This is a genomic window from Croceicoccus bisphenolivorans (assembly GCF_001634625.1).
Taxonomy (GTDB): domain Bacteria; phylum Pseudomonadota; class Alphaproteobacteria; order Sphingomonadales; family Sphingomonadaceae; genus Croceicoccus; species Croceicoccus bisphenolivorans.
In genome coordinates, this window is sequence record NZ_LRSE01000001.1 from 286,288 (window position 1) to 310,771 (window position 24,484).

General features: G+C 64.3%; 14 protein-coding genes and 2 tRNA genes. 10 read left to right on the forward strand and 6 right to left on the reverse strand.

What is annotated here, in order from left to right; all coding sequences use genetic code 11:
- Window positions 1–25 precede the first annotated feature (25 nt).
- Complete coding sequence (gene thyA, locus A7A77_RS01365) at window positions 26–922, reverse strand: thymidylate synthase (protein WP_066552431.1); 897 nt, start codon at window positions 920–922, stop codon at window positions 26–28.
- A gap of 217 nt (window positions 923–1,139) precedes the next feature.
- Here thyA and A7A77_RS01370 point away from each other — a divergent pair.
- Window positions 1,140–1,216, forward strand: a tRNA-Pro gene (locus A7A77_RS01370).
- 117 nt (window positions 1,217–1,333) lie between these two features.
- On the opposite strand, the gene A7A77_RS01375 is transcribed toward A7A77_RS01370, so the two are convergent.
- Window positions 1,334–6,046 carry an NAD-glutamate dehydrogenase domain-containing protein gene (locus A7A77_RS01375; RefSeq protein ID WP_066552434.1) on the reverse strand — a complete coding sequence of 1,571 codons (4,713 nt, stop codon included), beginning with the start codon at window positions 6,044–6,046 and terminating at the stop codon, window positions 1,334–1,336.
- A 329-nt stretch (window positions 6,047–6,375) separates the two neighbouring features.
- Between A7A77_RS01375 and otsB the strand changes: the two genes are divergently transcribed.
- From otsB to A7A77_RS01390, 3 genes are all read left to right on the forward strand, one after another.
- Window positions 6,376–7,113, forward strand: coding sequence for a trehalose-phosphatase (gene otsB, locus A7A77_RS01380; RefSeq protein WP_245638349.1), 738 nt, complete (start codon window positions 6,376–6,378; stop codon window positions 7,111–7,113).
- Window positions 7,114–7,147: 34 nt separating this feature from the next.
- The gene (gene otsA, locus A7A77_RS01385) at window positions 7,148–8,536 is read left to right on the forward strand and encodes an alpha,alpha-trehalose-phosphate synthase (UDP-forming) (RefSeq protein ID WP_066552438.1); all 1,389 of its coding nucleotides are present in this window, start codon (window positions 7,148–7,150) and stop codon (window positions 8,534–8,536) included.
- A gap of 126 nt (window positions 8,537–8,662) precedes the next feature.
- Window positions 8,663–10,606, forward strand: coding sequence for a DUF1963 domain-containing protein (locus tag A7A77_RS01390; RefSeq protein ID WP_066552440.1), 1,944 nt, complete (start codon window positions 8,663–8,665; stop codon window positions 10,604–10,606).
- Here the strand turns inward: A7A77_RS01390 and recG are convergent.
- The gene (gene recG, locus A7A77_RS01395; RefSeq protein ID WP_066552442.1) at window positions 10,603–12,666 is read right to left on the reverse strand and encodes an ATP-dependent DNA helicase RecG; all 2,064 of its coding nucleotides are present in this window, start codon (window positions 12,664–12,666) and stop codon (window positions 10,603–10,605) included. The genes A7A77_RS01390 and recG overlap by 4 nt on opposite strands.
- A 53-nt stretch (window positions 12,667–12,719) precedes the next feature.
- Here recG and A7A77_RS01400 point away from each other — a divergent pair, with 53 nt between their 5' ends.
- The 5 genes from A7A77_RS01400 (at window position 12,720) to A7A77_RS01420 (ending at window position 17,931) form a co-directional block, all read left to right on the forward strand.
- Window positions 12,720–12,986 carry an FAD assembly factor SdhE gene (locus tag A7A77_RS01400; protein ID WP_066552444.1) on the forward strand — a complete coding sequence of 89 codons (267 nt, stop codon included), beginning with the start codon at window positions 12,720–12,722 and terminating at the stop codon, window positions 12,984–12,986.
- Between the two features lie 58 nt (window positions 12,987–13,044).
- Complete coding sequence (gene mfd / locus A7A77_RS01405; RefSeq protein ID WP_066552446.1) at window positions 13,045–16,581, forward strand: transcription-repair coupling factor; 3,537 nt, start codon at window positions 13,045–13,047, stop codon at window positions 16,579–16,581.
- Window positions 16,582–16,647: 66 nt separating this feature from the next.
- Complete coding sequence (locus tag A7A77_RS01410; protein ID WP_066552448.1) at window positions 16,648–17,430, forward strand: NAD kinase; 783 nt, start codon at window positions 16,648–16,650, stop codon at window positions 17,428–17,430.
- A gap of 76 nt (window positions 17,431–17,506) precedes the next feature.
- Window positions 17,507–17,581, forward strand: a tRNA-Asn gene (locus tag A7A77_RS01415).
- A gap of 179 nt (window positions 17,582–17,760) precedes the next feature.
- Entirely contained in the window at window positions 17,761–17,931 is a 171-nt protein-coding gene (locus tag A7A77_RS01420; RefSeq protein ID WP_066552450.1) for a CsbD family protein, read from the forward strand.
- Between the two features lie 120 nt (window positions 17,932–18,051).
- Here the strand turns inward: A7A77_RS01420 and A7A77_RS01425 are convergent, their stop codons facing one another.
- The 3 genes from A7A77_RS01425 to A7A77_RS01435 form a co-directional block, all read right to left on the reverse strand.
- Window positions 18,052–19,620, reverse strand: a complete 1,569-nt coding sequence (locus A7A77_RS01425) for a Ppx/GppA family phosphatase (protein WP_245638350.1) — start codon at window positions 19,618–19,620, stop codon at window positions 18,052–18,054.
- The gene (locus tag A7A77_RS01430; RefSeq protein WP_156500312.1) at window positions 19,617–21,764 is read right to left on the reverse strand and encodes an RNA degradosome polyphosphate kinase; all 2,148 of its coding nucleotides are present in this window, start codon (window positions 21,762–21,764) and stop codon (window positions 19,617–19,619) included. The genes A7A77_RS01425 and A7A77_RS01430 overlap by 4 nt, the downstream gene beginning before the upstream one ends.
- A 380-nt stretch (window positions 21,765–22,144) precedes the next feature.
- Window positions 22,145–22,504, reverse strand: coding sequence for a hypothetical protein (locus tag A7A77_RS01435; RefSeq protein WP_066552453.1), 360 nt, complete (start codon window positions 22,502–22,504; stop codon window positions 22,145–22,147).
- A gap of 299 nt (window positions 22,505–22,803) precedes the next feature.
- Here A7A77_RS01435 and A7A77_RS01440 point away from each other — a divergent pair, with 299 nt between their 5' ends.
- The gene (locus tag A7A77_RS01440) at window positions 22,804–24,417 is read left to right on the forward strand and encodes a hypothetical protein (protein ID WP_066552454.1); all 1,614 of its coding nucleotides are present in this window, start codon (window positions 22,804–22,806) and stop codon (window positions 24,415–24,417) included.
- Window positions 24,418–24,484 lie beyond the last annotated feature (67 nt).

The following is a 24,484-nucleotide window of genomic DNA, read 5'->3' on the forward strand; positions in this document are numbered from 1 at the left end:
AGCTGTCGTGCCGCTAACCAACTCCTTAAACCGCAACGTCAGCCTTGATCACGGCCTGCGGCGCGTAGTCCTCCACTTCGAAATCCTCGATCCGGTAATCGTCGATACTTGCAGCCTTGCGGGTCAGGCGCATCTTCGGATGGCCGCGCGGCTCGCGCGACAACTGCTCGCGCGCCTGCTCCACGTGGTTGAGGTAGAGGTGCACATCGCCGCCGAACCAGACGAACTCGCCCAACTCCAGCCCAGCCTGCTGCGCCAGCATCAGTTGCAGGGCGCAAGCGTTCACCCAGTTGAAGCCGACGCCCAGCAGCAGGTCGGCACTGCGCTGGAACATCAGTGAATTGAGCCTGCCGTCCGATGTCACGTGATACTGGTAGACCATGTGGCACGGCGGCAGGGCCATCTGGCCGACCTCCGCCACGTTCCAGCCGTGGAACAGCATCCGGCGGCTGGACGGATTGTTGCGCAGCATTTCGATCAGGTCGCCGATCTGGTCGTATTCGCGCCCGTCGCTGCTAAGCCAGCGCCGCCACTGCTTGCCGTAAACCGGGCCAAGCTCGCCCCACTTCGCGGCAAAGGCGTCGTCCTCTGCAATGCGCGCCTCGAAATCGGGCTGGCTGATATCCTCGCCCGTCTCTCGCCGGTAATTCGCCAGCGGCCAGTCGGTCCAGATCTTCACATTCTCGCGCACCAGCGGCTGGATATTGGTGCCGCCGGTCAGGAACCACAGCATCTCCTTCACCGCAGTCTTCCAGAACACCCGCTTCGTCGTCAGCAGCGGGATCGACCCGTCCGACAGGTCGAAGCGCGCCATCGCGCCGAAGACGGACCGCGTGCCCACCCCTGTCCTGTCGACTCGCTCATCCCCGCGTTCGAGCACGTGTTCCAGAAGGTCGAGATACTGGTATTCGGGGTGACGCATGCCCAATGCCCTGCGGATCGCTGCTGGAGAGTGAGAACTCTAGCCCAGCCATGCCCGAAGGCGAACCCGCACGGGGCATAAATGCGAGGAAAAACGCGAAGGTCCGCAACAAAGTCCATGAAAGCGAGAATGCCCGCTTGCCAGTGGGTGAAGTCCCCCTTATAGGCGCGCACCTGCCTCGCCGCGACGGCACCACCGAAGCGGCAGACCGACCGGTCGGGGAGTAGCTCAGCCTGGTAGAGCACTGTCTTCGGGAGGCAGGGGCCGGAGGTTCGAATCCTCTCTCCCCGACCAATTTTCGCTAGCGATAGACAGCCCGGTGGCTGTTTATCCGCGAGCATTCCCCAGCGAAGCGCCAGGCGCACCTAACCGGCGACAAGGCGGGAGGCGACAAGCGCCCCCACCCCGATCTCACACCGCAAACAGTGTCCGCCCCTGCCCTGCGATATGCGCCAGCATCGCGGGCGAAACCGGCACAGCGTTCTCTGCCCGCCCGACCATCGCGCGGAACTGGCGGATTGCGGCGGAGCGGCTTTCGGCCCAGCCATCGACCGAGGCCTGCAGGTCGGCTTTCGCCTTTTCGCTGCGCAACAGGCGACGCAGGAATTCCAGACGCATCTGCTGAAGATCGCGCGACAAACCGGCCACCAGCAGGCGTTCCCACGGATCGGACGGGCTCATCACCGCAGCCGTTTGCTGCGCCCAGTCGATGCCCAGCCTTGCGCCAAGATCCGTGAAGGTCGCCGCGATCTGGCGTGCGTCGATCCCGCTGTCGGCGGCAAGCCGCGCCAGCCCGACCGCGCCGTCCATCTCGAAGAGGTTGACCACCGGCACGGTATCCGCCACCGGCGCGCCTTTTCCGGTCAGTTCGCCGCGCAGGCGTTCGGAATGGGCCAACGCCGCCGCTTCGAGCAGGTTGTCCGTATCCTTGGCCAAGGCGTCGACGAAAGGTTTAAGCTCGTCCTGCAACGCCTGCGGCGCAACCGGCCCCGCGCCCAGCCGCAGGACATCGGCCATGTGGCTGCGCACGGCGCTTGCGGCGCGGTGGAGCAGCAGCAAGCGTGCTTCCTCTCCCATCTTGCCATTTTCGATCCGCTGCCACAGCGATCCGAGGTCGAACAGCAGGTCGACCGTAATGAACGCGCCGGCAACGTCGCAGAGCAACGCGCCTTCCTCTTCCGCCAGTTCGAACGGCAGGACCATGCCCAGCCGGTTGACGACGCGGTTGGCGACTTCGGTCGCGATGATTTCGCGCCGCAGGCGGTGACCTTCGATGTACTTGCGGAACTTGCCCTGCATCTCTGCCGGAAATGAGCCGACCAGCGATGCTTCCAGCGCGGGATCGTCAGGCAGCTTCGAATCCTCGATCGCCTTTTGCAGCACGAGCTTGGAACTGGACAGGAGCACGGCGAGTTCGGGGCGGGTCAGCCCGTGCCCGTCGGCGGCGCGGCGGGTGAAGACGTCGCTTGCGGCCAGCCCCTCGGTCTTGCGATCCAGGTCGCCGCCATCTTCCAGTTGTTCGATCAGCCGGATCTGCGATGCCGTGGCTTGCGAGCCGCCCTGTTCAGCAACGGACAGGGCCAGCGTCTGCAGGCGGTTGTCTTCCAGCACGATGTCCGCGACCTCGTCGGTCATCCCGGCAAGGATCGTGTTGCGGCGTTCTTCGGACAGGCGGCCCGCCTTGCGCGCGGCTTCCAGCGCGATCTTGATGTTGACCTCGTTGTCCGAACAATCGACGCCCGCCGAATTGTCGATGAAGTCGGTGTTGATGCGCCCGCCACCCAGTGCGAACTCGATGCGCCCGGCTTGCGTGATGCCAAGGTTCGCGCCTTCGCCGATGACCTTCACCCGCAAGTCCGCCGCATCGACGCGCAACGCGTCGTTCGACGGGTCGCCGACCTCGACATGGTTCTGCGATGTCGATTTGACGTAAGTGCCGATCCCGCCGAACCACAGCAGGTCTGCCGGTGCGGCCAGCACCGCAGCGATCAGGCGGTCGGGCTCGACCTCCTTATCCTCGATGCCAAGCGCCGTTCGCGCCTGCTTTGACAGCGGAATGCGCTTCATCGTGCGCGGGAAGACGCCGCCGCCCTTGCTGATCAGCGCCTCGTCATAATCGGCCCAGCTGGAGCGCGGCAGGCCGAACAGGCGCTTGCGCTCCTTCCAGCTTGTCGCCGGATCGGGATCGGGATCGATGAACACGTGGCGATGGTCGAACCCCGCTATCAGACGGATCGATTTCGACAGCAGCATCCCGTTACCGAACACGTCACCCGACATGTCGCCGCAACCGACGACAGAGACGGGATCGTTCTGCACGTCGACGCCCATTTCAAGGAAGTGGCGCTGCACCGAAATCCACGCACCGCGCGCGGTGATGCCCATCGCCTTGTGGTCGTATCCGTTGGAGCCGCCGCTGGCGAAAGCATCGCCCAGCCAGAAGCCGTGCGCCTTGGCAATGGCGTTGGCGACATCGGAGAAGCTGGCCGTGCCCTTGTCGGCGGCGACCACGAAGTAGGGGTCGTCACCATCCAGCACGCGCACGCCCTGCGGGTGGACGACCTTGCCGTCGACGATATTGTCAGTAACCGAAAGCAGCGCGCGGATGAAGACCTGGTAACTGCCCTTGCCTTCCGCTGCCCACGAATCGCGGTCGCGAACCGGATCGGGCAGCTGCTTGGGATAGAATCCGCCCTTGGCCCCCGTCGGCACGATGACAGCGTTCTTCACGCGCTGTGCCTTCATCAGTCCGAGGATTTCGGTGCGATAATCGTCGCGCCGGTCGGACCAGCGCAGGCCACCGCGCGCTACCGGCCCTGCGCGCAAGTGGATGCCCTCCACCCGCCGGGAATAGACGAAAATCTCTCGCCACGGCAGCGGCTTGGGCAGGCCCGGCACGCCCGAACTGTCCAGCTTCAGCGCCAGCGCCTCTTGTGCCGCAGGGGCAAAGGCGTTGGTGCGCAGCACCGCCTCTATCGTCGCATGATAATGGCGCAGCAGGCGATCGTCGTTGATCGCGTTGACGTTGGCCAGACCGTCGCGGATTGCCTTGCGCGCCTTGTCTGCCGCGGCGTCGGGCTTCTTCGTCGCCGGATCGTGCATTGCGCGAAACAGGTCCACCAACCCGCGTGCCACCGCAGGCGCGCCGGCAAAGGCGGAAACGACCGTGCCGATGGTAAAGCCCAGCCCGCCCTGCCGCAGATAACGGTAGATCGCGCGCAGCCACACCGTTTCCTGACGCCCCAGTCCGGTGGAGACGACCAGCCGGTTGAAAGCGTCGTTTTCGTCTACGTTGTTGAGGACGGCGGAAATCGCCCCCTCTATCGCGGCGGCGCGATCCATCACCGCGCCGACATCCCCGTCCTGCCCCAGGCTGAGCACGAAGTCGTGAACCGTGCCGATCCGCCTTTCGTCCAGCGGGGTCGGGATTTCGGCCATCACGCGGAAGCCGAAGTTCTCCAGCGCCGGAACCGCATCCGACAAAGGCAGGACGCCTTCGTACTGATAGACTTTCAGGCGGATCTGGTCTGCAGGATCATGTTCCAGCCGATAGAGGCGCGCATCGCGGCGAAGCGAGGTGTCATCCTCCGGCAAGGCGGCCAGCGCCCTGATGCGCAGAATGTCGCGCGCAGCTTCGGCCGCGCCGTAATCGGCGCGATAAGCCACGGGGAATGCGTTGGCATAATGCGCGGCAAGCGCGGCGGCGCGGCCCGCATCCTCGCATTCGGCAAGGGCATGTTCGACCGCTTCCTCCCAACCGCGCAGCATCGTCTGCAGCCGCGCATCAAGCGTTGTCTCGTCCGGCACGCCCTGCCCGCCGCGAATGTCGAGCACGAAGCGCAGCAGGGCCAGATTGCCCCCTTCGATCTGCAAGGCCCAGTCCAGCGTTTCGGCGCGGGATTCGCTTTCCAGCAGATCCATGATGCGCAGGCGCGTTTCCGTGCTCATCAGGTCGCGCGGCAGCCAGACGAACGCGAACATATGGCGAGAGAGGGCACCTTCGACCAGCGCAAGGCGCGGGCGCGGGCGATCGACCAGTCCCGACATCATCGTGGCAAGCCGGGCGATGGCATGTTCGGGCAGACCGATCAGGAGATCGTGGGGTAGCACGGTCAGCGCGTGGAGCACCGCCTTGCCGGTATGCCCTTTCGGATCGAAGCCCAGCCGGACGGTCAGTTCCCCGAATTCGCGCCGCATGCGCGGCACCTCGTCGGGCGGGGTGTTGAGTGCGGCACTGGTCCATGTGCCCGCATGGGCCGACAAGGCGACGATCTTGCCATCCTCCACCACCGGCACAATCAGCAGGTCCATCGGCACGGGGCGGTGGACGCGCGAAAGCTGGTTCGCCTTCACCGCCAGCGGCGCCTTTGCCAGCGCATCCTCGCCCAGCCGGTCGAACCATGCGAAGGCGCGATCCCACGAGGGATCGGCAAGAATCTGGCGCGCGGACTTTCGGCAAACGCCCAGCACCTGCGACTGGCTGCCGTCGCGGTGGCGGGTGACATGGCCGAGCTGCGTCAGCATGCCGCCTGCAAACCAGTCGAGCAGCGCGCGCCCTTCGGGATCGGCGACGCAGCGTGCATCACGCTCCATTGCGGTGATCATCTTGGGCCAGTCTTCGACTGCCGCGCGAACATCGGCGAGCGTTGTCTGCAGCGCATCGACGATCTGGCGGCGGTGCGCACCGTCCACGCGCGGCGCCTCTACATAGATGAACGATTCCTCGCGTCCCGCAGCGCCATCGGCCTTCAACGTGACGAGCGTGCCGTCGGCACCGCGCTCCACCGGAACGACCGGATGGACCAGCGTGTCGGCGACCAGTCCGAACTCCGACAGGGTGGCGGCAATGGAATCGACGAGGAACGGCATGTCGCGGTTGATGATCGCGATGCGGGTACCGCGTCTTCCTTCGGGCGCGGAGGCGATCGTGATGACCGACTTGCCCTCTTCCCGCTGTGCCGCGGCGTCGAGCAGGAACTGCGCAATCTCGGTCCGAAAGGCCTTGGGCAATGGTTCATCGCCGGGAAGTTCGGAATCAACGATGTGCCGGATCAGCACGTCGACAAGCTTGCTATCGCGCGATGCGGTCTTTTCGCTGCGCGCCCTGGATGTGGTCTTGGTCAAGTTCCCTCGCCATTTCTTTATCTAGCAACGATGCCCACACCGATCCTAATGTCCGGAAGAGCGGTTCGATCCCGAAAATGCAGCGGTTTTCTTGCATTTTTGCCGGAATCAGGACCGATACTTCGGTGGTATGCGGTGTGGCTCGTCTATCCTTTCGTCGCCGCTTGCTGATACGCATCGGCGCTTGTCATGCCTTATGGCTCGCACATCGCCCCTGCTCCCGCAATTGCGGTCGGGCCGCCATGCACAAGTGACCTCGCGGCCATGGAACTTGCTGCATCCGCGAAGAAGGGTTGACCCCCATGCACCTGCCGCCACATAGGACAAACGTGACCCGGACAATGCCCGAACCGCCGCCGCTCGATCCGTCGCGCGATGCGCTGTTCCTCGATTTCGACGGAACCCTCGTGCCCTTGGCAGAGAGGCCGGAGGCCGTGCACGTTCCCGATACATTGATAGAGCGGCTGCACCGGCTGGCCGACCGGCTGGACGGCAGGCTGGCGATCGTCAGCGGCCGCTATATCGCAGACCTCGACGGCTTCGGCCTTGGTGCCCTGCCCGTCGCGGGCAGCCACGGCGGCGAATGGCGGCTTGCCGATGGCGAGCACTGCGCCCTGCCCCGCCCGAAATCTCTGGACGCCGCACGCGAAGCCTTCGTCGCTTTTTCCGCCGCGCGCGAAGGCGTGATCTTCGAGGACAAGCCGCTGGGTGCCGCGCTCCATTTTCGTCTGGCCCCGCAACATGCCGATGCCAGCATCGCCCTCGCGCGCGAACATGCAGCGGGCCTGCACCTGCAGCCGGGGCACGAGATGATCGAGGTGCGCGTGCCGGGCGTTCACAAGGGCACGGCCATCGCGCGGTTGATGGATGTGCCGCCGTTTGCGGGGCATCGCCCGGTGTTCCTGGGCGACGACGTTACCGATGAGGACGGCTTTGCCGCCGTCACATCGCTGGAAGGGCATGGCGTATTGATCGGCCCTGTCCGCGAAAGCAGGGCCGCATACCGCCTGTCCGATCCGGCCGCAGTGAAAGCATGGCTCGCCGCCATGCTCGAACCGGCAGGATGACCGAAAACCAAGCATGCAACCGGGGGACGGACAAATGAGCCGCCTGATCGTCGTATCCAATCGCGTATCGCTGCCCCATCCCGATGGCGCGCAAGGCGGTCTTGCCGTCGCGCTTCAGGCTGCACTGCGCGAAGCGGGCGGGTTGTGGTTCGGCTGGTCCGGACGAGAGGTCGAGAAATTCACCGGATCGGTCAGTTTCGAGGAAATCGACGGTGTGCGATCCGCCGTCGTCGATCTCGAACCGCAGGACGTGGAGGAATACTACAACGGCTTTGCCAACCGCACGTTGTGGCCGCTGTTCCACTACCGGATCGACCTTGCCAAGTACAACCGCAGCTTCGGCAGCGGGTACGAGCGGGTGAACAAACGTTTTGCCGAACCGCTACATGTCATGATCGAACCGGGCGACACCGTCTGGATCAACGATTACCACCTCATCCCCATCGCCTCGCAACTGCGCGAGCACGGGGTGAACAACCGCATCGGCTTTTTCCTCCACACGCCATGGCCGCCGACGCGCCTGCTGGTATCCCTGCCTTATCACGAGCGGCTGGTACGCTCGATGTTCGCCTATGACGTGATCGGATTCCAGACGAGCGAGTGGCTGGAAAGCTTCCTGCACTATTGCCAGAACGAGCTGGGCGGCACAGTGGATGGCGAATACGTGACGGTGGACGGCAAGACACTGCGTGCCGCCGTCTGCCCCATCGGCATCGACTTCAAGAACTTCCTCGAAGCGGCAAAGACACCCGCCGCGCAGGAAATCGCCGAACGCACGCGTATCTCTCTTCGCCAGTTGAGCATGATCGTGGGTGTCGACCGGCTGGACTATTCCAAGGGGCTGGAAGAACGCCTCAACAGTTTCGAGACGTACCTCAACCGGCATACAGAGGCGCACCGCGCCGTTGTGCTGGTGCAGATCGCCCCGCCGTCGCGCGGCGAAGTCGAACAGTATCGCAACGTACGCGAAAAGCTGAACGAGATGGCGGGCCGCATCAACGGCGCCTTTGCCGAAGTGGACTGGACGCCGATCCGCTACGTCAACCGCGGCTATTCCCGCGACGAGCTTGCCGCGCTCTATCGCGCCGCGAAAGTCGGGCTGGTCACGCCCTTGCGTGACGGGATGAACCTTGTCGCCAAGGAATATGTCGCCGCGCAGGATCCGGAAGATCCCGGCGTCCTCGTCCTCTCCCGCTTTGCCGGGGCGGCGGCGCAGATGCAGGAAGCGTTATTGGTGAACCCCTATGCGCCCGAGGAAGTGGCCGACGCAATCCACACCGCGCTCACCATGCCGCTGGCAGAGCGCAAGCGGCGGCACAATATCCTGCTGGAAGGGGTGCGCAGCGAAGACGTGCACTGGTGGCGCGAACGCTTCGTCAGGATGATAGAGGAAGCCCCTGCCCACATCGGGCAGGACGGTTAAATCCCGCTGACTTGCGGGCCGGTCCGGTAACCTTGCCGCAAGACTGGTTCCTAACCGTTTCGTAAACCATTCGCTTCTACCTTCACCCTCCCTTGTCTGCGCCTTTCCCGCGCACGGAGGACATAGATGAAGCAGTCGGGTTCGGTTCGCATTATCCTGCTGACGACGCTGGTGGCGGCGTCGATCATGGCGGCAAAGACATTCGTTCCCGCGATCCCGCTGGGCACGACGGTCGTTGCGGCGGCACTTGGCCTTGCGCTCATCTTCTCCCTGTTTCGATCGGATGCGCGCACACGGCGCGGTATTGCCGTGGAACAACAGCAAGCGAGTGCACCCGATGCGCGGCAGATGGATTCCGATGCGATCCGCCGCCGCCTTGAAGGGCGCCCCGTTCCGCAAGTCAGCCCCGGACCACTGACCCGCGACATGAGCGCGACCGCTGCGACGGGAAGCGCGGACGGCCCGATCGAGAACGACTGGCCGGAAGCTGCGCCGGCGGCATCCAACGACGCGCCTGTCCTCGAACTGGTGCCCGTGGAGGTCGAAGAACCCGCTCCTGCCGAGGAACCCGCGATCCACGATGAAACGACGGGATGGAGCCCAGCACCGACGTTGGATCGCGATGCCGACTGGCAAACCGGCCCTGCGCATGATGATCCGAACTGGGATAGCGTGGCGCACCCTGCCGAACCGGTCATGCGGCAAGTGGCGGAAGCAGCGGAACCACCAGAAGAGCTTGCCGAACCCGTTCTCGACCTGACGGATGTTGTCGAGGAACGGGCATCGGCCACCGCCCTTTCCGAAACCCTCGACTGGAGCGATTTCGACGATTTCGGTTCGCCCGAACCGGAGCTTGGGACCCAACCGGAACCTGCGCCTTCGCCGGAAGCTGCAGTGGCACCGGGACCCCTGGCGGATGCGGTTCCCGTGCCAGCCGACGCTATCGCATCCGCACGCGCCAACACCATCGTGCTGGGCGAAATCTTCCCGCCGACAAGCAGCCCCGGCCTCTCTTTCTATGGCGGCCTGCCCGTCGCGCCAGCCGGTTTGGCATGGCCGCGCGCCCAAACAGACACCGGAGAGATCCCGCTTACTTTCGTAATGCAGCTCGAATGCGCAAAGCTGGCCGGACAGGACGCGACCGGACTGCTGCCTGCCGACGGCGTACTCTACCTGTTCATGGACCTCGACTGGTCCCGCCCCATGGCATACCGCTTCGTCCATGTTCCCTGCCCGACCGGAGCCTGGTCGCAGATCGAGGCGCCTGCCGATCTTGGCCCCGCATACGGCAGCCAGGCCGTCTGGGCATGGCCTTTCTGCGCGGGGGCTGATCATGACGCGCGCGGCGTCATCCCGCGCCGCCTGCCGCAATGGGCGATCGAACCTGCGCGCGTCGATCTTGCCGCAGGCGACGGGCGGTTCTGGACGGTTGGCCACGAATTGCTGGGCCAACTGGCGCGGATCGATGGCGGCGGCACTGCGCCTGCGATGCCCGCGGATTTCGCGCGGCCATACCCCGCCTTCCCCCACGACTGGTCCGCCGTCCGCATGGCCTGCGCCTATCTGCTGGACCTGATGCGACAGGACAATCAGCCCGCAGAACTGGCCCGCTGGCTGGATGAAACGCGCATGCTCTATGCCGTGGCCAGCCGCGAGGAACCGTTCGAGCCCATCCCGCAAGTCTCTGCCAACGAGATGTGGGGCTGGATGGAACAGGTGCGCACCTCGCTCGAACCGGTGTTCCCCGCCATCGTCAGTGCCGCGATCAATGCCACGCTGGGCGCGCGCGGAGCAGCGGCAGAAGCCATTCCCGCCGAATGGATCGAACGCGCTGCCGCCGCGCACAAGCTGGCCGACCGGCCCGCACCCAATCGCCTTTTCGGTACGCCTTCGTGGGTACAGGGGCATTTGCGCGACTTTATCGAGAGCGAAGTGCTGCTGCTGGAAATCGGCGGCAACGACACGCTGGGCCACTTTTTCGGCACAGGCGTCCTGCAATTCACGATTGCGCCGGAGGATCTTACCGCCCGCAATTTCGATCGGGTGCGGATGACCGTTTCGGCGGCCTAACCTCCGCGCAGGAGTTGCACACCGTAGTCCCGCTCGAACAGGTAAAGCGCGATCCGCGCGGCTTCTCCGCGCGAGCCAGTAAGGCCGCCATCGCGATCCATTAGCAGGCGGGCATCATCGTGCGCGGTTTCCAGCAATTCGCTGATCTGTTCGGGGCAGGCCAGTTCGAAGCCCTGTTCCCCCGACTGCCGCGTGCCAAGGATTTCGCCCCCGCCGCGTAAGCGCAAATCCTCTTCGGCAAGGCGGAACCCGTCCTGCGTTTCCCGCATCAGGGCCAGCCTTTCACGGCCCGTTTCGGATAGCGTATCGCCGCGCAGCAGCAGGCAGACCGATTTCTCCGCCCCGCGCCCGACCCGCCCGCGCAACTGGTGCAGCTGAGCAAGGCCGAAGCGTTCGGCCTGTTCGATCACCATCAGCGAGGCATTGGGCACGTTGACGCCAACCTCGATCACTGTCGTCGCCACCAGCACCGCGACTTCGCCACTGGCAAAACGCGCCATGTTGGCATCCTTCACATCGGCCGGAAGCTGGCCGTGGACCAGCGTGACCGCGTTTTCGCCAAGCGCCTGCCGCAGCGTATCGAACCGCTCCTCCGCTGCCGCGATATCCTCCGTCTCGTGCTCGCGCACCATCGGGCAGACCCAGTAGGCCTGCTTGCCTTCGCCGACATGGCGGCGCAATCCAGCGACAACATCGCCCAGCCGCTCGTTCGCAATGACGCGCGTGTCGATCGGCTGGCGGCCCGGCGGCAGTTCGTCGAGCTTCGACACTTCCATCTCGCCATATTGCGCCAGCGTCAGCGTGCGCGGGATCGGCGTTGCGGTCATGGCAAGGCAGTGCGCCGTTCCCCGCGCCTTCTGCTGTAACAACAGGCGCTGATTGACGCCAAACCGGTGCTGCTCGTCGATCACGACAAGCGCGAGATTGCGATAGGCTACACTGTCCTGAAAGATCGCATGGGTACCAACGATCACATCGATGCTGCCATCCAGCAGGCCCATCAGGATCGATTCCCGCGCTTTGCCCTTGTCGCGCCCCGTCAGCACCGCGATCTCTATCCCCGTGCCACGCGCCATTTCGACCAGCGTGTCGTAATGCTGGCGGGCAAGGATCTCGGTCGGCGCCAGCATGGCCGCCTGCGCCCCGCTTTCCACCGCGACCAGCATGGCATGGAGCGCCACCGCCGTCTTGCCGCTGCCGACATCGCCTTGCAGCAGTCGCAGCATCGGGTGGCCTTGCGCCAGATCGCCCTCTATCTCGCCGATGGAGCGCTTCTGCGCCCCTGTCAGTTCGAACGGCAGGCGCAGCTTTTCCCGCAAGCCCCCGTCGCCCCGCAGCGGCACGCCCTTGCGCCGTTTGTTGTCCGCCTTCACCAGCATCAGCGCGAGGGCAGAGGCGAACAGTTCGTCATAGGCCAGCCGATCGCGCGCGGCCTTGTGCTGCCCCTGATGCGCCAGCACCAGCGCGTCGCGCCACGCGGGCCATTGCTTGCGGTCCAGCTGCCCCGGCTCGATCCATTCGGGAAGCTCCGGCGCTTCATCCAGTGCCTGTTCGATCAGCGCCTGCAACCGGTTCTGCGTCAGGCCTTCGGAAAGCGCATAGACCGGCTCCCGCGTGGCGCCCATCGCGACCCCGCCCTCCGCGCTCACGTGATCGGGATGCACGATCTGCAGCATGTCACCATACTGGTCCAGCTTGCCCGCAACCCACCGTTTTTCGTTCAGCGGCAAGGACTTCTTCGCCGAGTAAGAGGCGCGGCCGAAGTAGGTTAGCGACACGACATTGCCGATCGCATCGCTGGCCAGCACGTTGAACGGCCCGCGCCCGCTGCGGCTCTGGCGGTATTGCGTAGGGGTCAGTTCGACGATCACGTTTTCGCCCACCGCCGCCTCGTCCAGATTGGCGACGACGCGGCGGTCGATAAAGCGTTCGGGCAGGTGGAACGCAAAATCGCGCAGGCGCGACAGGCCCAGCTTCTCCAACGGCTTTTCCAGCTTCGGGCCGACGCCTTTCAGGCTGTCGGCACCGGCAAACAGGGGATTGAGCACTTCGGGCCGCATGGCACCGGCTATAGCGCCTTGCACATCAGGGTCCACACAGGTAGTCGCGCGCCATGGTGGACAGTGCTCGTCTCGGCAGGTTGAAATTTCGCGCATGGCATCGCGGCACGCGCGAGGCCGACTTCATGATCGGCGGTTTCTTCGACAAGAACCACGCGTCGTGGGGCGATGTGGAGTGTGACTGGTTCGAGGCTTTGCTCGAAGAAGACGACGTCTACATCATGGCGTGGGCACTGGGCACGGAAATTGCGCCCGAACGCTATGAAGGGCCGCTGATGGATGCGATGCGCAAGCTGGATTACGTGCACATCCATCGTTGAGCGGCGAAATCCGCCCTTGCGCGGGAACTGTCACATAGCCAGATAGTCCCCCTTAGACATGGCTGACCTTCCCAAAATTATCGCCGCGGAAAAACCGCTGGTGCTGTCTTCGCTTGCGCGCGGCGCGTTGCCGCTCGTCCTGTCCGACCTTGCCCGCGCCGCCGCGCACGCAAAAGCGCCCGCCCGAACCGTGTTCATCGCGCCCGACGAACAGGCGATGGCGGCAGTGGCCGATGCCGCGCCGTTCTTCGCGCCGGAACTGGACGTGATCGAGTTTCCGGCGTGGGACTGTCTGCCGTACGACCGTTCCAGCCCCGCCCTGTCTGTCAGCGCGCGCAGGCTGGCGGCGTTGCAGGCACTGCAGCGCAAGCGCAGCGGCCCGCAACTGCTTGTCACCACCGTCAACGCCGTATTGCAGCGCGTGCTCACCCCGTTCCGCATTCGCGAGGCGACGCGGATGCTGGAAGTCGGCAGCGAGATCGGACACGAAAGCCTGATCTCACTGCTGCAGCGGCAGGGTTACGCGCGCAGCGACACCGCGATCGACGCGGGCGAATTTGCCGTGCGCGGTTCGATCTTCGATATCGTGCCTTCGGGCCTCAAAACGAAGAACGACAAGGGCGAGATGGAACAGGCGGGCCTGCGGCTCGACTTCTTTGGCGACGAGCTTGAGAGCCTGCGCCTCTACGATCCCAACACCCAGCGCACGACCGGCACTCTGGAACGGCACCTGCTTCTTCCCGCCAGCGAGGCTTTGCTGGACGAGGATACGATCAAGCGTTTCCGCACCCGCTACCGCGAACGGTGGGGCGCGACGGCAACGGGCGATCCGCTGTACCAGGCGGTGAGCGACGGGCGGCGGCTGGCGGGTATGGAACACTGGCTGCCGCTGTTCGAGGACAAGCTGGCGACGCTGTTCGATCACCTTGGCGACGGGGATGTGACGATTATCGACGGCGGCGCGCTGCGTGCCGGTGATGAACGGCTGGACGAGATCGTCGACTATCACCGCGCCCGCACCGAGAGTGCGCGAACCAGCCCCGGCGCCTATCGCCCGCTGGCGTCGGAAGCGCTCTATCTTGCGCGCGACGAGTTCGAAGCGGAACTGGCAGGCCGCCCCGTCCACCGCACCTCGATCTTCGCAGAGCCGGAGGCCGAGCGCGTCGTCGACTTCGGTTTCGGCTCCGCCCGCGACTTCACGCCCGAACGCACACGCGGAGACAATGTCTACGAAGTCGCCGCCAAGTACCTGAAAAAACAGGCTGATGGTGGCAGGCGCGCGATCCTTGCCTGTTATTCCGAAGGCGCGAGAAAGCGCATCGTCAGCCAGCTTGGTGAGGCGGGCAAGTACGAACCGGCCAGCGCCGAAACGTGGCAGGAAGCACTGGGCATCGCGGCAAAGCAGCGGCCCGTGGCGGTAGTGCTGCCGCTCGAATCGGGCTTTGCCAACGATACGCTTGAATTCGTGACAGAGCGCGACTTGCTAGGCGACCGGCTCATCCGCCGGAAAAAGCGCAAGAAGGATGCCGACGCCTTCATGGCGGAGCTGCAGGCGCTGCAGCCGGGCGACCACATCGTGCACATCGATCACGGCGTCGGCCGCTATATCGGCTTGCAGTCCGTTCCCGTCGGCAAGAGCCCGCACGACTGCGTGGCACTGGAATATCACGGCGGCGACAAGCTCTATGTTCCGGTCGAAAACCTCGACGTCCTCTCCCGCTATGGCAGCGGGGAGGAGAACGTCCCGCTCGACCGGCTTGGCGGCGAAGGCTGGCAGAAGCGCAAGGCGCGGCTGAAGGAGCGCATCCGCGAAATCGCGCACGAACTGCTGGCAACAGCGGCAAAACGCGCGCTGCAGAAGGCGCCGGTTATCGAGGCCGATCCGCAAAGCTACGATCCCTTCGTCGACCGTTTCCCGTGGAGCGAGACGGAGGACCAGGAACGCGCGATCGACGATGTCATGCGCGATCTGGAAGACGGCAAGGCGATGGACCGCCTCGTCTGCGGCGATGTCGGCTTCGGCAAGACCGAGGTGGCCCTGCGCGCCGCCTTCGTCGCGGCGATGGCCGGACAGCAGGTGGTGATGATCGCGCCGACCACGCTGCTGGCACGGCAGCACTATGCCAACTTCTGCGAACGCTTCGGCGGCTTCCCGCTCAACATCGGGCGCCTTTCCCGCCTCGTCCCCGCCAGGGAGGCTGCGGAAACGCGCGAAGGGCTGGAAGCGGGCAAGATCGATATCGTCGTCGGCACCCACGCAATCCTGTCAAAGAGCGTGAAGTTCAAGCGGCTAGGCCTTGTAATCGTTGACGAAGAGCAACGCTTCGGCGTCACGCACAAGGAGAAGCTGAAGGCCCTGCGCGCCAATGTCCACGTCCTGACGCTGACGGCCACGCCGATCCCGCGCACATTGCAGATGGCGATGTCGGGCCTGCGCGAACTGTCCGTCATCCAGACCCCGCCGGTCGACCGCCTTGCCGTCCGCACTTACGTGATGGAATGGGACGACATGGTCGTGCGAGAAGCCCTGCTGCGCGAGCATCATCGCGGCGGGCAGAGCTTCATCGTCGTGCCGCGCATCGCAGATATGCCCAAGATAGAGGACTGGCTGCTGGCGACCGTGCCGGAGGTCAAATACGTCTCCGCCCACGGCCAGATGGGTGCGGGCGAAGTGGAAGAGCGGATGAGCGCCTTCTACGAGAAGAAATACGATGTCCTGCTGTCGACTACGATCGTCGAATCGGGCCTCGACATCCCCAGCGCGAACACGATCATCATCCACCGTGCCGACCGCTTCGGCCTTGCCCAGCTTTACCAGCTGCGCGGGCGCGTGGGCCGGTCCAAGCTGCGCGCTTATGCCTACCTCACGACAGAGGAGGACAAGCAGATGTCCGAAGTCGCCGAAAAGCGCCTGAAGGTGCTGGGCGATCTCGACACGCTGGGCGCGGGTTTCCAGCTGGCCAGCCACGATCTCGACATTCGCGGTGCCGGCAACCTGCTGGGCGACGAACAGTCGGGCCATATCCGCGAGGTCGGCTTCGAACTTTACCAGTCGATGCTGGAGGACGCGATCCTTGCCGCCAAGGCGGGCGAACTGGGCGTGGTCGAAGATCGCAGCGGGCTGAGCCCCCAGATCACCGTCGACGCGCCGATCATGATCCCGGAAGACTACGTGCCGGACCTGTCGATCCGCATGGCGCTCTATCGCCGTTTGAACGAGGCGAAGGACAAGGACGAGATCGAGGCGCTCGCCGCCGAAATGATCGACCGTTTCGGCCCCCTGCCCTCTGCCACGGAAAACCTCGTCAAGCTCATCGAGATCAAGCTGCAGGCCTGCGAGGCGCAGATCGCCAAGATCGATCTTGGCCCGCGCGGCGCGCTGGTCGCCTTCCACAAGGACGAATTCCCCGATCCGGTAGGCCTCATCGCCTATGTCGAGCGGCTGAAGGGCACGGCGCGCCTGCGGCCCGACATGAAGCTGGTGATCGAACGCAACTGGGGTGATCCGAAATCCCGCCTCAACGGCCTGTTCCAGCTGACCAAGGGCCTGTCCGCCATCGTGCGGCGCGCGGCGAAGGTGAAGGAACCGGCCTGACGCCATTGCCAAGCCGGTGGCCGCTCCATAGGGTCCGCCGGGCCTGAGGGGGGAGTCGCAGGAAGCATGGCTAAGATCGAAAAACTGGCACTGGCGGCATCGCCGACAGACAAGGCGCAGGCGACTGCGAAGAAGCTGTCGCAGGCGCACGATTTCGTGTCGATGGCAGAGGCGGACGCGGTCGTTGTGCTGGGCGGTGACGGCTTCATGCTGCAGACGCTGCACCAGATGATCGAGGACGAGCACATCCTGCCCGCGTTCGGCATGAATCGCGGCACCGTCGGCTTCCTGATGAACAAGGTCGAGGCGAGCCGCCTGCCCATTCTGGACAGGGTCAACCGCGCCCGATCGTTCGAGGTTTCGCCACTGATGATGACGGCCGAGACGCAAAGCGGCGAGATCGTTTCCACTTGCGCGATCAACGAAGTCTCTCTGCTACGTGAAACGCGCCAGACGGCGAAGCTGGAAATCAAGGTCGGTGCGAAAGTGCGCATCCCCGAATTGATGTGCGACGGCGTACTAGTGGCAACCCCCGCCGGTTCCACCGCCTATAATTTCAGCGCGAACGGCCCGATCCTGCCGCTGGGCTGCGGCCTGCTGGCACTCACGCCGATCTCCGCCTTCCGCCCCCGGCGCTGGCGCGGCGCGATCCTGCCCGATCACCTGCCGATCGAGATTCGCAGCCTCGACGCCGACAAGCGCCCGGTCTCTGCCGTGGCTGACCAGCGCGAAATCCGCGACATCGCGAAGATCCGCGTGGAAGTGGCGCACGAGCGTGATCTGACCTTGATGTTCGACCGCGGGCACAGCCTTGACGAGCGGATTGTGGGTGAACAATTCGCGATCTGAAAATTGCGTCGTTCTAAGGGTTGCCAAACCCCGAATGGCCCAATATAGGCGCACCCCTGCCCGCCAGAAGGGCTGCTCCCCGATAGCTCAGCGGTAGAGCATTCGACTGTTAATCGAATGGCCGTAGGTTCGAATCCTACTCGGGGAGCCAATTTCCACCACATCGCTGGAAAACAATGGCCCGGCGGCGCGATTGCCACGTTGCTGCCGCATTGCTGCGCCCAGTTGCACGCTGCACCGGACAAGGCGCGGATACCGATCCGCACTCCATGCGTTGATCAGGCAAAAGCAGACGAAAGTCGCCTGTTATCAAAATATTGGAGATACCCCATGGGTGAACTGACCGAAAAGATCAAAGGCAACGTAAACGAAGCCATCGGCAACGCGAAGCAGCAGAGCGGCAACCCCGAAACCCGCGCCGAAGGCCGTGAGCAGGAAGCCAAGGGCGAAGCCCAGCAGTTCAAGGGCAAGGTCGAAGGCGCACTGGGCAACGACATCTGATCGAGGCCGCCCGCAAGGGTTGGTACAAAGGGCTCCGGATCATTGATCCGGGGCCCTTTTCCTTGCGGAGGTTCATGGTGGCTGCGGATCATCGATCCGGGGGCCTAGTTTGCGTGGACGTCAGGCCGCCGCGATTTCCGCATGCATGCCATTGTCGCGGATGGCGGAGAATGCTGCGTCTCCGAGTACCTCGATCTTCGGTTCCAGGCCGAGCCTGTCGGCAAGGTTCTTCAGGTCCTTTGGCGCGGGATGCGTTGCGAGAGCGGCATGGCTTTCGTGAAAAGCCAGTCGCAGAATGCCGTTTTCGGCCCTGAGGCGAGTCATCAAGAGCGATTTGCGCGATTGCAGACCGATACGGCGGCAAAGGCGGATCGCCAGCCCCCAGGTCAGCGCTTCGTCCAGCCTTTCCTGCGGTGCAAGGTCGGTAAGAAGCGTAGGCAGTTCCGTCGTCCCGCCATTGGCAAGGATGGTCGCCGCCATCATCGCACGCCCGACATCGTCGATGGCCAGCCAGCGCTTGTACAGCGCCCAGTCCACCGCCTGCTGCAAGCGCAGGTTCGGTTCGACCTGAAGCGAGGCGAGCGCCAGCATCGTGGAGGCAAGGCGCAGGCGTTCGCTCCCCTCCCCGTCCTGCGGGCTGCCATCCACGGTCCACGCGGCCACGCGGGTAGCCAACATCGGCGGCGCGCCGTGCTGGCCGGCGAACAGCGAAATACCCGCCAGCAGCGGGTCCTGCGCCCGTTCCACCGGCTCCAACCGATCGTAGAGCAGCCCTTCGCGCAAACCCCAAGCCGAAAACACCAGCCGTTCGGGCTGCAGCAGTTTGAGTAGGCAGACCAGCAGTGCCGCCGCGTCCGGCAGGATCAGCGAACGCATGGTGGAAACGCGCGGGATCGCCTTCAGCGCCTCGCTAGACGTCTTGGCCGTGCGGCGCGCCAGCTTCATCGCTGTCGCTGCGTCTATCTCCAGCCCGTGCGGATCGGACAAGGGATGACCCTGCTGACGCATGGCCAGGATTGCCATCGTCCGCCACGTGCCACCCACGAGGTAAAGAGTGCCACCGCAAGGCTCCTTCCAGCCCGCGTTCTTCAGCGCCTTGCCCACGCGCGAATGGAACTTCTCGTCTCCCGCCTCACGCAGAGCGGCAAGGCGCAGCGAACCGAGCGGCAGCGTCGTGCCCCGGCCCGGTTCGTCGCCGGAAACGGAAATCAGCTCGAGACTACCGCCGCCAAGGTCGGCAACGACGCCCACGGCGCGCGGGAATGCGCCGATCACGCCATAGGCACTAGTCCGTGCCTCTTCCTCCCCCGATATCAGCCGGACGCCAAGTCCAAGCGCTTCGACGCCGGCAAGGAATTCAGCGCCGTTGGCGGCATCGCGAACCGCTGCCGTGGCAACCGTCTCCACGTCGGTAATATCGAGATCGCGCAAGATCAGGGCGAACCGCCCCAACCCCGCCATCGCAAGGGCAATCGATTCGTCGCTCATCCGCCCGGTATCGGCCAGGCCCCTGCCCAGCCGCGCGGTCACCTTCTCGTTGGCGAGAACCTGCGGCGCGCGATGCGAGCCGCCATAGACGACCATGCGGACGGTGTTGGAGCCGATATCGATGATGGCGCGCTTTCCGCCACCCTCGCTCGCCCAGGAACCTTCGACCCGGCGCCGATAGGAGGACTTGCTCCGGTTCACGACCGTGCACCCCGCCTCAACGCGAGGCGCGGGATCTGGTCTTCCGCAAGGGCCTGTCCGCGGCCAGAAAGCGAAGGATTGGTCATGAAATAACGATGCAGGTTGAAAGGCTTTTCACCGGGCACAGCGCGTTCGTACTCCCCGTCTGGCTTCAACAACCAGCTCTGTTCGGTATCGAGGAGATTTGCAACCAGCACTTGTTCAAGGATCTGGTCATGCACTGTCCGGTTACGGATCGGCACCATGACTTCGACCCGCCGGTCGAGGTTCCGGCTCATCGCATCAGCCGAACTGATGAACACGCGCGCACGCGGACTGGGCAGGCGATAACCGTTGGCAAAGGCCCAGATGCGGCTGTGTTCGAGGAACCGGCCGATGATGGACTTGACCTCGATCGTGTCCGAAACCCCCGGGATGCCGACTTTCAGGCAGCAGATCCCGCGCACCACCAACCGGATCGGCACGCCCGCCGCGCTTGCCTCGTAAAGCTTGTCGATGATGCCGCGATCGGTCAGCGAATTGATCTTGGCCCAGATGCCCGACGGACGCCCGTTGCGCTGGTTCGCGATTTCGCGGTCGATATTGGCATAGATCGTGTCGCGCATCGCGATCGGGCTGATGACCAGCCCTTCGGTCTTGCGCGGTTCGACATAGCCGGTGACGAAGTTGAACAGCCGCGCCGCATCGCGCGTCAGCCGCGGATCGGCTGTGAAGTACGACAGGTCGGTATAGATGCGCGCGGTGATCGGGTGATAGTTGCCGGTGCCGAAGTGGCAGTATGTGCGATACTCGTCCCCTTCGCGCCGCACGACCATCGAAACCTTCGCATGGGTCTTCCAGTCGACGAAGCCGTAGATGACCTGCACGCCCGCGCGTTCGAGCTGACTGGCCCACAGGATATTCTGTTCCTCGTCGAAACGGGCTTTCAGCTCGACGACGGCGGTAACCGACTTGCCCGCCTCTGCCGCGGCGATCAGGGCGTTGATGATCGCCGATTGCTTGCCGGCGCGGTAAAGCGTCTGCTTGATCGCGACGACGTCGGGGTCCTTCGCCGCCTGCCGCACGAAATCAACCACCACCTCGAAACTTTCGTACGGGTGGTGGATCACGATGTCCTTTTCGGAAATCGCGGCGAAGCAATCGCCATCGTGCTCCATGATCCGTTCCGGGTAGCGCGGGCTGTAGGGATCGAACTTCAGGTCCGGACGATCCTCGTCCACCACGTCGGCCAGCCCCTCGACGCCGATGATGCCGTCGGTCTTGATCACCATGGCGTTTTCAAGACCGAGCTGCTCGCGCAACAGCGCCTCCGCCTCGGGATCGAATTCGGCGTCCAACTCCAGCATGATGACCTGCCCGCGGCGGCGGCGCTGGATCGCGCTGCGGAACAGGCGGACGAGATCCTCTGCCTCTTCCTCCACCTCGATATCGGAATCGCGGATGACGCGGAACACGCCGTCGCCTTCGATGCGGAAACCGGGAAAGACCAGATTGGCATAGCGCACGATCAGCCGCTCGACCGGAATGTAGTGCGCGTCCTCTCCCGGCAACCGGACGAAGCGCGGCAATGCCGAAGGAATGAGGATCATTTCGACCACGCGCTGCTTGTCGACCAGTCGCGTCAGGTTGAACAGCAGGCCCATGCCCTGGTTCGCCACGAACGGGAACGGGTGGGCGGGATCGATAGCCTGCGGCGTCAGCACGGGAAGGACGTGACGCTCGAAATAGTCTTTCAGCCATGCGCGCGATTCGGGATCGAGGCGATCCTCGTCCGCGACATGGATGCCGGCATCGCCCAGCAAGGCGCGAAGCTCGCGCCAAACGGCCTGCTGCTGCCGCTCTAGATCGCGGATCGCCTTGCGGATCGCGGAAAGCTGCTGCGATGGCGTGCGGCCGTCGATGCTGGTCTTGCTGATGCCGCGCTGCATCTGTCCGGCAAGACCGGCAACGCGGATCATCACGAATTCGTCGAGGTTGCTGCCCGAGATCGAAAGAAAGCGCAGGCGTTCCAGCAATGGATAGGCCTTGCGCCGCGCCTCTGCCAGCACGCGGCGGTTGAAGCCCAGCCAGCTGAGTTCGCGATTGGTGTAGAGTTCATCCGCCGGTATCGACGAGGGTGTGGCAACCGGCCTTGCGGGGCCCATCTGCGTCAATGAAGGTGTCTGCTCGTTCATGGCCCTGCCTGGCGGCAGCGATGCCGCGTGTTCGCGGCTGCATGGCGTGGCGATGTTACACGGCGGTGACGGTCGGGCGACGACGACGCGACTATCCGTGCAAGCAGATCAGGGGCCAGCAGCACGCCATCCTACTACCCACTTCGCAATTGCGAAACCACTCCCGATATTTCCGGATTGCGACATGCGCGATGCCGTTGCTGTATAAAGCGAAGGGCCGGACTGATCGTGTCAGCCCGACCCTTCAGCGAGGAGTGCCCCCGTTTGTCCGCAGCGGTCGATGGGGGATCGCCGCTATGCGTAACGTCGTTCGCCCTGCCCTCGCCCGTCCGGTTATCGCGTCCGGTTCGTCACTGTTCCATGCTGGCCATACGGGTGTCGACGGCGGAGCGATCCAGTTGTGCCAGCGCCTTGCGGGCAAGGACGCGCGAATCGACCCAATCGCCGTTCGCGGTCTCAAGCTCGAACCGCTCGGCATAGGCGGCACGTTCGTATGCGGCGCGCGCTTCGGCATAACGCCCTTCGGCGGCATATGCGGCGGCAAGATTAATGAGGTGCGCGGGATCGTCGCTGGCCTTTGCGGGTTCAAGCTGCGCGATGGCCGCCTTCGACTGCCCTTCCGACAGGGCATCGTATGCAACGTCGACTTTGTCCGCAGCGCCCTGGGTGCCGGCTGCGAGGACCATTGCCATGATGAAAGTTACAGCCATTCCAACTCTCCATATCCGATATCTTGAAGCCAGAATGAGTTGAAGTGCGCAGAACTGCAATGAAAATGTAACATTGTCATCGTTGTGTAACATTCGCAGACCCGCGGCATTCTGCGGTTTTTGCCACATTCGGGACATAAACCCGTCACATTGCGCACCTGCAAAAAAGTTTTGAAATGCAACCGAACTGTCATGGACAGGCAAACAAACTGTCACGTGGCAGGCCTAGCTGACCTCTCGCGAACCCGAGTTTTCGCAACTCCATTCGAATCATCCGGTACTTGAGGGGACCGCTCGCCGTGAAAAATATCTCCCGATCGCTCGTAGTTGGTTGCTCCGTCCTGGCCCTGTCGGCCTGCGGCGGCGACCAGATCGTCTCGCCCGGCACGGGCGGCGACATCATCATCACCAACCCGACGCCGACGCCCGGCGGCACGCCGACGCCGACGCCGACCAGCGGCACCGTGACTGCTGCCGACACCTGCCCGTCGATCAGCGGCTCGACCGGTCTGACCGACGACGGCGTGATGAGCGTGCCCACCGGCAGCTACCGCGTCTGCATCCTGCCCGACACTTTCAACGCCAGCACCACGCTGCGCTACATCCCGGGCGTCCTCTACGCGATGGACGGTCGCGTGAACGTCGGCACCGACGGCGGCCCGCTGGCCGACACATCCGACGACAACGTTCCGATCGTTTACGGCGCCGACAGCAACGTCACGCTCACGATCGAACCGGGCGTCATCCTCTTCGCCGGCAACCGCACACAGCCGAACGGCGAATCGTATCTCGTCGTCCACCGCGGCAACAAGATCAATGCCGTCGGCACCGCCGACAAGCCGATCATCTTCACCAGCCGTGAAAACGTCGTTGGCGATGCCACCGACTCGTCGATCGGTCAGTGGGGCGGCGTCGTGCTGCTTGGCCGCGCACCGGTTTCCGACTGCTTCGACGGCGCCTTCAACAAGGCCGCCGCCAACCAGTGGCAGTGCCAGCAGAAGCTGGAAGGTACCAACCAGACCACGTACTACGGCGGTGGCAACGCAGCCGACAGCTCGGGCACGATGAAGTACTTCCAGATCCGCTTCTCCGGCTTCGCGCTTACCGGCGGCAGCGAGCTTCAGTCGCTGACCCTGGGCGGCATCGGTTCGGGCACCACGATCGATCACTGGCAGAGCTTCAACAGCTCCGACGACGGCATGGAATTCTTCGGCGGCGTCGTGAACATGAAGCACGTGGTGGCCGTTGGTGCTGACGACGACACGATCGACGTCGACACCGGTTCGCAGACCACGATGCAGTATGTCATCGCCAAGCAGCGCGCCGAAGGCGGCGACAACCTCGTCGAACTCGACTCGCCCGACAGCGCACCCGAACCGATCACCGCCCTTCCGCGGACCAACCTGAAGATCTCGAATGCCACGCTGGTCGGCGGCGCCGCAACTTCGGCCCGTACGCTTCGCCTGCGCGGCGGTGCGGACTTCTCGCTGGTCAACTCGGTTCTGGATGCCGGCAGCCTTTCCTGCCTGCGCATCGACGAAACCGCGACCTTCGACAGCACCGGCTCCGGCCCTCCGTTCTTCCAGTCGGATGTCATGAGCTGCGGCACGACGAAGTTCGAAGGCGGTTCGGGTGTCACCGGTACGCAGGTCCAGGGCCTGATCGATGGCAGCACCAACGTGAACTACAACTTCACGATCGCGCTCACGAGCGGCTTCATCAACTCCGACGCGATCAACGCGTTCACGTTCTATGACGCCAAGACCAACGTCTCGTCGTTCTTCGACACCGTCGATCACATCGGCGCGGTGAAGAGCGCAGCCGACGACTGGTGGCTGGGCTGGACCTGCGATTCGTCGACGCTGACCTTCGGTAACGGCACCGGCGCCTGCACGACGCTGCCCGTCTACTGAGACTGACAAGGCGGGGGAGGCGGCAGGTTTCGCATCGCGCGGGCCGGCCCCTCCCCTTCCACGCTTT

Coding starts and splice junctions, on each gene's coding strand:
- A7A77_RS01435 (WP_066552453.1), bottom strand. CDS start 22,504: ATGGCTGTAACTTTCATCATGGCAATGGTCCTCGCAGCCGGCACCCAG.
- A7A77_RS01390 (WP_066552440.1), top strand. CDS start 8,663: ATGAAGCAGTCGGGTTCGGTTCGCATTATCCTGCTGACGACGCTGGTG.
- A7A77_RS01420 (WP_066552450.1), top strand. CDS start 17,761: ATGGGTGAACTGACCGAAAAGATCAAAGGCAACGTAAACGAAGCCATC.
- A7A77_RS01430 (WP_156500312.1), bottom strand. CDS start 21,764: ATGGGCCCCGCAAGGCCGGTTGCCACACCCTCGTCGATACCGGCGGAT.
- recG (WP_066552442.1), bottom strand. CDS start 12,666: ATGCGGCCCGAAGTGCTCAATCCCCTGTTTGCCGGTGCCGACAGCCTG.
- thyA (WP_066552431.1), bottom strand. CDS start 922: ATGCGTCACCCCGAATACCAGTATCTCGACCTTCTGGAACACGTGCTC.
- A7A77_RS01410 (WP_066552448.1), top strand. CDS start 16,648: ATGGCTAAGATCGAAAAACTGGCACTGGCGGCATCGCCGACAGACAAG.
- A7A77_RS01400 (WP_066552444.1), top strand. CDS start 12,720: ATGGTGGACAGTGCTCGTCTCGGCAGGTTGAAATTTCGCGCATGGCAT.
- mfd (WP_066552446.1), top strand. CDS start 13,045: ATGGCTGACCTTCCCAAAATTATCGCCGCGGAAAAACCGCTGGTGCTG.
- otsA (WP_066552438.1), top strand. CDS start 7,148: ATGAGCCGCCTGATCGTCGTATCCAATCGCGTATCGCTGCCCCATCCC.